This is a genomic window from Klebsiella sp. GW_Kp181, from assembly GCF_040062315.1.
GTDB classification, from domain to species: Bacteria; Pseudomonadota; Gammaproteobacteria; order Enterobacterales; family Enterobacteriaceae; genus Klebsiella; species Klebsiella oxytoca.
Genome location: NZ_JBEAFR010000001.1, coordinates 316,159 through 323,882 on the forward strand (window position 1 = coordinate 316,159; position 7,724 = coordinate 323,882).

General features: G+C 59.1%; 9 protein-coding genes. 7 read left to right on the forward strand and 2 right to left on the reverse strand.

Going from position 1 to position 7,724, the window contains the following annotated elements:
* Together ABLV11_RS01560 and eutC are read left to right on the forward strand one after the other, a co-directional pair.
* Positions 1–1,389 (forward strand): ethanolamine ammonia-lyase subunit EutB, encoded by a 1,389-nt coding sequence (locus tag ABLV11_RS01560; RefSeq protein ID WP_004099337.1) that lies wholly within the window; start codon positions 1–3, stop codon positions 1,387–1,389.
* Complete coding sequence (gene eutC, locus ABLV11_RS01565; RefSeq protein WP_023320412.1) at positions 1,386–2,162, forward strand: ethanolamine ammonia-lyase subunit EutC; 777 nt, start codon at positions 1,386–1,388, stop codon at positions 2,160–2,162. The genes ABLV11_RS01560 and eutC overlap by 4 nt, the downstream gene beginning before the upstream one ends.
* 258 nt (positions 2,163–2,420) lie before the next feature.
* Here eutC and ABLV11_RS01570 read toward each other — a convergent pair whose 3' ends face one another.
* Positions 2,421–2,564, reverse strand: coding sequence for a hypothetical protein (locus ABLV11_RS01570; protein ID WP_162556730.1), 144 nt, complete (start codon positions 2,562–2,564; stop codon positions 2,421–2,423).
* Here ABLV11_RS01570 and ABLV11_RS01575 point away from each other — a divergent pair.
* From ABLV11_RS01575 to ABLV11_RS01595, 5 genes are all read left to right on the forward strand, one after another.
* On the forward strand, positions 2,557–3,663 hold the full coding sequence (locus tag ABLV11_RS01575) for an ABC transporter substrate-binding protein (protein ID WP_026055932.1): 1,107 nt from the start codon (positions 2,557–2,559) through the stop codon (positions 3,661–3,663). The genes ABLV11_RS01570 and ABLV11_RS01575 overlap by 8 nt on opposite strands.
* A 153-nt stretch (positions 3,664–3,816) precedes the next feature.
* A complete protein-coding gene (locus tag ABLV11_RS01580; RefSeq protein ID WP_049095073.1) occupies positions 3,817–4,716 on the forward strand; it encodes a branched-chain amino acid ABC transporter permease in 900 nt (299 codons plus the stop codon).
* Positions 4,716–5,765 carry a branched-chain amino acid ABC transporter permease gene (locus ABLV11_RS01585; protein ID WP_126488569.1) on the forward strand — a complete coding sequence of 350 codons (1,050 nt, stop codon included), beginning with the start codon at positions 4,716–4,718 and terminating at the stop codon, positions 5,763–5,765. Before ABLV11_RS01580 ends, ABLV11_RS01585 begins: the two co-directional genes overlap by 1 nt.
* Positions 5,752–6,534, forward strand: a complete 783-nt coding sequence (locus ABLV11_RS01590) for an ABC transporter ATP-binding protein (RefSeq protein ID WP_004099331.1) — start codon at positions 5,752–5,754, stop codon at positions 6,532–6,534. Before ABLV11_RS01585 ends, ABLV11_RS01590 begins: the two co-directional genes overlap by 14 nt.
* A complete protein-coding gene (locus ABLV11_RS01595; protein ID WP_070557145.1) occupies positions 6,527–7,222 on the forward strand; it encodes an ABC transporter ATP-binding protein in 696 nt (231 codons plus the stop codon). Before ABLV11_RS01590 ends, ABLV11_RS01595 begins: the two co-directional genes overlap by 8 nt.
* 107 nt (positions 7,223–7,329) lie before the next feature.
* Here ABLV11_RS01595 and ABLV11_RS01600 read toward each other — a convergent pair whose 3' ends face one another.
* The gene (locus ABLV11_RS01600; protein ID WP_004099329.1) at positions 7,330–7,506 is read right to left on the reverse strand and encodes a hypothetical protein; all 177 of its coding nucleotides are present in this window, start codon (positions 7,504–7,506) and stop codon (positions 7,330–7,332) included.
* Positions 7,507–7,724 lie beyond the last annotated feature (218 nt).

Sequence of the window (7,724 nt, forward strand, 5' to 3'; positions counted from 1 at the left end):
ATGTATAAAACCACGCTATCGGGCCAGGTATGGCGCTTTGAGAGCCTGAAAACCCTACTGGCGAAGGCCTCCCCTGCGCGTTCCGGCGACGCGCTGGCGGGCGTTATCGCCGGCTCCGCCGAAGAGCGGATGGCGGCAAAAATGGCGCTGGCGGAGGTTCCGCTCACCGAGATTCTCGATAATCCGCTGATTCCCTACGAGCAGGATGAGGTGACCCGGCTGATCCTCGATACCCACGACGCCCGGGGCTTCGCGGCGATTCGCCATCTTACGGTCGGCGATTTTCGCGACTGGCTGCTCGACGACGCCACCGATGAAGCGGCGCTGCGCCAGGTCGCCCGCGCGATAACCCCGGAGATGGCCGCCGCGGTCAGCAAGCTGATGCGCAATCAGGATCTGATCCTCGCCGCCAGCAAATGCCGGGTCGTCACCCGTTTTCGCAACACTATCGGCCTGCCGGGGCGCCTGAGCGTGCGCCTGCAGCCTAATCACCCGACCGATGACCTCAAAGGCATCGCCGCCAGCATGCTCGACGGCCTGCTGTACGGCGCAGGAGACGCGGTGATCGGCATCAATCCGGCCAGCGACAGCCTGCCGGTGCTGGCGCAGCTAAACCATATGCTTGACGATATTATTCAGCGCTTCGCCATTCCGACCCAGTCGTGCATTTTGACCCACGTCACCAACACCCTGCAGCTGATTGAGCGCGGCGCGCCGGTGGATCTGGTGTTCCAGTCAGTGGCCGGTACCGAAGCCGCCAACAGCGGTTTCGGCATTAATCTGGCGCTGCTGCAGGAAGCGCGGGAAGCGGCGCTTAGCCTGAACCGCGGCACGCTGGGCAACAACGTGATGTATTTTGAAACCGGCCAGGGCAGCGCTCTTTCCGCCAACGCCCACCACGGCGTTGATCAGCAGACCTGCGAAGCCCGGGCCTATGCCGTCGCCCGTCATTTTGAGCCGCTGCTGGTCAATACGGTGGTGGGCTTTATCGGCCCGGAGTATCTGTACGATGGTAAGCAGATTATCCGCGCCGGGCTGGAAGATCACTTCTGCGGCAAGCTGATGGGGCTGCCCATCGGCTGCGACGTTTGCTACACCAATCACGCCGAAGCGGATCAGGACGATATGGATACCCTGCTGACGCTGCTTTGCGCGGCCGGGCTGACCTTTTTGATCGGCGTACCGGGGGCAGACGATATCATGCTCAACTATCAAAGCACCTCGTTCCACGATGCCCTTTACGCCCGCCGACTGCTGGGTTTACAGCATGCGCCTGAGTTCGCCGACTGGCTGACGAAGATGCAGATTATTGACCGCCACGGCGCGCTGCGTCTGACCGATGCCCGCCATCCGCTGCTTTCCGTCCTGCCGCAAGGAGAACCGGTATGAATCCTCCCGACGCCTGGAACCCGCTGCGTGAGTTTACCGATGCGCGGATTGCGCTGGGGCGCAGCGGCGCCAGCCTGCCGACCCGCGAAGTGCTGAATTTCGGCCTCGCCCACGCCCGGGCGCGCGATGCTATCCACCAACCTTTCGCCAGCGACCAGCTTGTTCAGCCGCTGGCGGAGCTGGGGCTGTCGACGCTGACCGTCCGCAGCGCCGCCAGCGATCGCCATGTCTATCTGAATCGCCCGGATTTGGGGCGACAGCTGAACGAAGAGAGCCGCGCCGACCTCGCCGCCAGCGGCGCGCGCCCCGCCGACCTGCTGCTGGTGATTGGCGACGGGCTGTCGTCGTACGCCGTGCAGCGCCAGGCAGTGCCGCTGATTCGCGCCCTGCTGCCCTATCTGCAAACCCTCGGCCTGAGCCTGGCCCCGGTGGTGCTGGCGCACCAGTCGCGGGTCGCGCTCGGCGATGATATAGGCGAAACGTTGAAGGCCAGAGCGGTGGCGATATTGATTGGCGAACGGCCCGGGCTCTCTTCGCCGGACAGCCTCGGAGTGTATTTAACCTGGCAGCCGCATCGTCAGCGTCTGGAGTCGGAGCGCAACTGTATTTCTAATATCCGTCCGGAAGGGCTGAGCTTTGATGCCGCCGCTTTTAAGCTGGCCTGGCTACTGGAGCAGGCCTTTTTGCGGCGGCTTACCGGAGTGCGCCTGAAAGACGAAAGCGATAATCCTGCACTGCATGGAAAAATAAAACCCTTGAGCCAGCTAAAATAATAAACCAGGCGGACAGAAGAATAGATTTTTAATATTACCGGCGCACCTGGATATTATTTTCGGGTGCACGCTGATATTGCGGATTTTGCAGGCCGGGTAAGGCGTCAGCCGCCCCCGGCATAATGCGTTCACCGTACCCAAAACAGGGTTGTCATCAGCCTTATGCCCTCGCCTGGAGGTAATAAGAATATTGCATGAGTAAAAACGAAACGGACGTTGTAAGGTTAATCTGCATACCAAATATATTTCGTTATCTATTCAATATAACAGCCAATAATTCGCCGGATATCCAGGTGAATTATTTCTCAATGTTATGCAGTCATTGATGGTTAAAGATAAATAATCGACCGACGGTGAGGTAACAATGAACAAGTTTTCCGGGAAAGCGTCTTTAATGGCCACGCTGGTTGCCGCGTGGGTCGGTGCCAGCAGCGCGCAGGCGGCTGAAATTAAAATTGGCGTGGTCTTGCCGCTGAGCGGCGCGCTGAGCGGCTACGGACAACCTTCGCAAAAAGGGCTGGATATCATCCAGAGCATTACGCCGACGTTAAAAAATGGCGACACCGTGAAGCTTATCGTGATTGACGATAAAAGCGACAAGGTCGAAGCCGCTAACGCCATGCAGCGCCTGGTCTCCAGCGATAAAGTCGACGCGGTGATCGGCGAAGTCACCTCCTCCAATACCCTGGCGATGACCAAAATCGCCGACGACAGTAAAACGCCGCTGGTCTCCTCAACCGCCACCAACGACCGCGTCACCCGCAACCACCCTTACGTCAGTCGGGTCTGCTTCTCCGACAGCTTCCAGGGCGTGGTCGGCGCTAACCTCGCCTCGCGCGATCTGAAGGCTAAAACCGCCGCCATCGTCTTCGACAGCAGCAACGACTACTCCGTTGGCCTGGCGAAAGCCTTCCGCACGCAGTTCCTGAAAAACGGCGGCACCATTCCTATCGAAGTTCAGGCTCCCGGCGGCAGCAAAGACTTTAAGGCCCAGCTGGCCAGCGTGAAGGCGAAGAACGTCGACATGATCTATATGCCTATCTACTACACCGAAGGGGCGCTGATCGCCGTACAGGCGAAGCAGCTGGGGCTGAGCAAGCCGGTGGTCGGCGGCGACGGGCTGGCGGCGGATCAGGTCTTTTTTGACGTCGGCAAAGACGCGGTCAACGGCTATATGACCACCGACTACTACTCGCCGAACGCCAAAGAGCAAACGCCGGCGGGCGAGGTGTTTATCAAAGCCTGGGAAGCCAAATACCAGCAGCCGACCCATACCTGGGGCGCGATGGCGGCGGATGCCTATAACGTCATTATCAACGCCATGAACCAGTGCAGCGACCCGCGCGACCGGGTTTGCGTTAACGAAAAAATTCGCGCTACTAAGGACTTCCAGGGCGTAACCGGTACGCTGACGTTACAAAACGGCGACGCTATCCGCAGCGCGGTCATCAACGAAGTGAAGGATGGCAAGCTGGCGTTTCGTACCGTGGTTAATCCTTAACCCCGTCATACTTCAAGTTGCATGTGCGCTGGCTGTGTTACTCGGCTCATCCATGAGCATCGCCCCTACGGGGCCAGCGCAAGCGCTGTTCAAAACGGTTAACCGTTTTGTCCTGCAACTCGAATTATTTAGGGAAAATAAGAGAGATATCAGATGGATGGTGCCATTTTTCTCCAGCAAGTGGTCAATGGAATGAGCCTTGGGGGCATGTACGCCCTGATTGCCATCGGTTATACGATGGTTTATGGGGTGCTGCGCCTGATCAACTTCGCCCATGCGGACGTGATGATGGTCGGGGCGTTTACCACCCTGTTTTTGTTTTCTTCCATTGGACTACCCTTCGGGGTAGCCGTTTTCCTGACCCTCGCGCTGTGCGGCCTGTTCGGCATGCTGATCGACCGGGTGGCCTATCGCCCGCTGCGTCAGGCATCAAAAATCTCGATGCTGATCACCGCCATCGGCGTCAGCTTCTTCCTTGAAAACCTGTTCAACGTGCTGTTTGGCGGCAGCTCGCGCTTCTTTTCCGCACCGGAATTTTTCAATAACACTCGCGCCGTTGGTGACGTGATTATCACCAACGTGGCGTGGATTGTGCCGCTGATCACCGTCCTGCTGCTGCTGGCGATCCTCTGGCTGCTGTACCGCACCCGCTACGGGATGGCGATCCGCGCGGTGGCCTTCGACGTTAATACCGTGCGCCTGATGGGCATCGACGCCAACCGCATTATCTCGCTGGTGTTCGCCCTCGGCAGCAGCCTCGCGGCGCTGGGCGGGGTGTTCTACTCCATCAGCTACCCGACCATCGACCCGCTGATGGGCGTGCTGATAGGCCTGAAGGCCTTCGCCGCCGCGGTGCTCGGCGGAATCGGCAGCGTCACCGGCGCGGTGCTCGGCGGCTTTATTCTCGGCTTTACCGAGGTGGTGGCGGTCGCCCTGTTTCCCGAGCTGGGCGGCTACAAAGACGCCTTTGCCTTTATGTTCTTGATTCTGGTCCTCTTATTCCGCCCGGTTGGCATTATGGGCGATGAACGTCTGGAAAGGAGCCGTTTCTGATGCTCAACGCTACGACTACCGCCGGGGCGCAGCTGCGCAACCTGGTCATTATTGCTCTCTGCGTCGCGCTGCTGGCCGGGATCAACGTCGTCTTCAACGACTACGTTATTCGCGTCATCAGCACCATTTTCGTCTTTATGATCCTCGCAGTCAGCTATAACCTGATCAACGGCGTGACCGGCCAGCTGTCGCTGGAGCCCAACGGCTTTGTGGCGGTCGGCGCTTACGTCACCGCCCTGCTGATCCTCCCCAGCGACAGCAAGCTGGATATGTTTGAGATGGCCGCGCCCAGCCCGTGGATCCTCGTGCTGCACGCCGGATTCCTGCCCGCACTGCTCATTAGCGGCCTGTGCGCGGCGGCGCTGGCGGTTTGCCTTGCCCTGCCGGTCTTCCGCGTGCGCGGCGACTACCTGGCGATTGTGACCCTCGGCTTCGGCTTTATCATTAAAATCCTCGCTATCAACAATCCGCAGATCACCAACGGCGCGATTGGCCTCAACGATATTCCGCAGCAGCCGCATCTGCTGTTCTGGTGCGGGCTTTTTGCCCTGCTGGCGACCGGGATGATTCTGCAGCTGGTGTGGTCGAAGTACGGGCGAATGATGAAAGCGGTGCGCGACGACGAAGACGCCGCTATCGCCATGGGCGTGAACACGTTTCGCATTAAAACCTGCGCCTTCGCCACCAGCGCCTTCTTCGAAGGGATCGGCGGCGGCCTGCTGGCCTCGCTGCTGACCACCATCTCGCCGGGCCTGTTCGACTTTATGCTTACCTTCCAGCTACTGATTATTATCGTGCTCGGCGGCCTGGGCAGCACCACCGGCGCGCTGCTCGGCACCGTACTGGTGGTCGGCAGCGGCGAGTGGCTGCGCTTTCTCGACCAGCCGCTCCAGTTCTTCGGTCACGATCTCGGCGCGTATCCGGGCCTGCGGATGGTGGTGTTCTCGCTGCTGCTGCTGATCATCATGTTGTTCGCCCGCGAAGGTCTGCTGGGCAAAAAAGAGATTTGGCAAGTGGGCAAAAGGGGCCGCGGCTATGGCGCAAAATAAGGTCATTTTACAGGTGCAGGACGTGACCATGCAGTTCGGTGGCCTGCGGGCTATCGACAGCGTCAGTTTCCACGTCGACGAGGCGGAAATTTTTGGCCTGATTGGCCCCAACGGCGCGGGAAAAACCACGATGTTCAACGTCATCACCGCCAACTATAAACCGACCAGCGGCAGCGTGACCCTCGCGGGAAAATCGCTAAAAGGGCTGAAGCCGAACCGGGTGGTCAACGCCGGGATCGCCCGCACCTTTCAGAATATCCGCCTGTTTAACTCGATGACGGTACTGGAAAACGTGATGGTCGGCCTCGACAGCGCCAGCCGCTATTCGCTGCTGGAAGCGGCGCTGCATATCGGCCGCTACTACCCCGCCGAGCGGGCGGCAAAGGCCAAAGCGATGGCGATTCTGGACGATATCGGTATCGCCCATTTCGCCGACGTGCAGGCCACCAACCTTAGCTACGGCAACCAGCGCAAGGTGGAGATCGCCCGCGCGCTGGCGACCTCGCCAAAATTACTGCTGCTCGACGAACCCGCCGCCGGGATGAACCCGAAGGAGACGGAAGATCTGGCAGACCTGATCTTCCGCATGCGTAACGACTATCAGCTCAGCGTACTGCTGATCGAGCACGATATGCCGTTCGTCAACAAGCTGTGCGAGCGGGTGATGGTGCTGGAGTACGGCAAGCCGCTGTTTAGCGGCCTGATGTCGGAAGCCATTGAGGATCCGGGCGTGATTTCCGCTTACCTGGGAGACGTTCGTTATGCTTAGCGCGCGCGAATTAAACGTGTTTTACGGCGTGATTCAGGGACTAAAAGGCGTTGATATTGATATTTACGACCGGGAGATCGTTACCCTTATCGGCAGCAACGGCGCGGGGAAAACCTCAACCCTCAACGGCATCGTCAACCTGGTGCGCTCCACGGGGCGGGTCAATTTTCTCAACGAGGATATCTCCCGCAGCCAGACGCATCAGATTGTGCGTAAGGGGCTGGCGCTGGTACCCGAAGGACGGCGCATCTTCACCAACCTGACCATCGAAGAAAATCTGCGCATGGGGGCCTACAATAATCTCGCCGGCTTTACCCGCCTGCGCGATCGCATGTACAGCCTGTTTCCCCGCCTCAAGGAGCGGCGTGCTCAGATGGCGGGCACCATGAGCGGCGGCGAGCAGCAGATGCTGGCTATCGCCAGAGCGCTGATGAGCGAACCGGTACTGCTGATGCTCGATGAGCCCAGCCTCGGCCTGGCGCCGAAAATTGTCGGGGAGCTGTTCGCCACGATTAAGCAGCTGCGGGAGGAGAATATTACCGTGCTGCTGGTAGAGCAGAACGCCACGGCGGCGTTGACCATCGCCGATCGCGCCTATGTGCTGGAGAATGGGAGGATTATGCTCTCGGGTCCTGCGCAGGAGGTGCTGGCGAATCCGGAAATCAAGCGGATGTATCTGGGGGGATAAAGCTGTTCAGGGCTGCGGCTTCGCTTCCTGCGTCGCCGCAACCGCAAACAGCCTCGCGCTACACAAAGCACACCTCGTTCCAGTAGGCTTCACGCGTCCTGCGCCGCTCAATATGTTTTATCATGGCGAAACCACCTTGTTTCAACGTTGCCGAGCTCAATTCCGTAGAGACTGGCGACCGGTAATATTGCCTCCATGATGCGTTGGGTATCCTGCTGCCCGGCTTCACCGTCAGATAAAGAAGCCAGCCAGCCCGTTATGCGTTGCCACAGCGCCACTTTCATTTTCTCCTCCGTCAGGAAGCATTTTTGCCTGGGTCTATTTCAACCACAGTTGACGGCGAGCGGGAAATATCAATTCCGGATTAGTAATGCTGTGGGATGCATATTGGGGCCTTTCCCGGATTGCGACGTAAACGTCTTATCCGGGCTACTTTTCCTCGGTTTGGTAGCCCGGACAGGCGCGTCAAGCGCCGCCTCCGGGAGAGTTTCATACAGCAGCG